At 71.5% G+C, this 662-nt stretch carries 1 protein-coding gene and 1 pseudogene; both read right to left on the minus strand.

What is annotated here, in order from left to right:
* A partial coding sequence (locus JCM19049_RS16755; RefSeq protein ID WP_306420839.1) for a S8 family serine peptidase occupies positions 1-294 on the minus strand: 294 nt, incomplete at its 3' end.
* A 114-nt stretch (positions 295-408) separates the two neighbouring features.
* Positions 409-662: pseudogene (locus JCM19049_RS16760) on the minus strand (exopolyphosphatase); the annotation flags it as partial.

Consider the following 662-nt stretch of genomic DNA (forward strand, 5'->3'; position numbering starts at 1 on the left):
CGGTCCGCCGGATCCGGAGACGTCGGTGCCGCCGGTGACGGCACCGCGCAGGTCGGGGTGTGAGGTGTCGATGCCGGTGTCGATCACCGCGACCTTCACCCCCTGGCCCTTGGCGTCCTTGTGGGCATCCTTGATGCCCAGCGAGTCCAGCCAGTACTCGGCCTCGCGGATGCTGTCGGCGTGGGCGCCGGGTGCCAGCAGCAGGTTGCCGCCCACTCCCAGCACGAGCGCCAGGCTCATGGCCAGCAGCGTGCCTAGGGTGCGGGTGATCCGGGGCCCGGTGCGTGCGAACACGGTTTCCTCCTAGTCCCCGGGCCGCCGGCCGGCTGGCCGTGACGCATGATCGGGTGCGGGTGTGTGGTGGGTGGGTCTCAAGGGTGGCTCCGAGGCCAAGGTGGCCCCTGGGGCCTAGGCGGTGTGCAGGGCGGCCACCGAGGCGGCAATGCCATCGAGGATATCGTGTTCCGAGGCGGTGATCCGCTCAACCCTGCCGCTGGTGGCCCGGTGCACGTGGGAAAGGACGCGCTCCACGATCAGCGCCCCGGCCTGGATCACGTCCACGCGCCCGGGGTGCATGAAGCCCAGCGCCGCACGCTGGGCCCGGTTCATGCCCAGGATCGCGCCGGTCGCCTGGCGCATCTGGCAGAAGTCCAGCTGCGCGC

The sequence above is a fragment of the Arthrobacter sp. JCM 19049 genome, assembly GCF_001310435.1.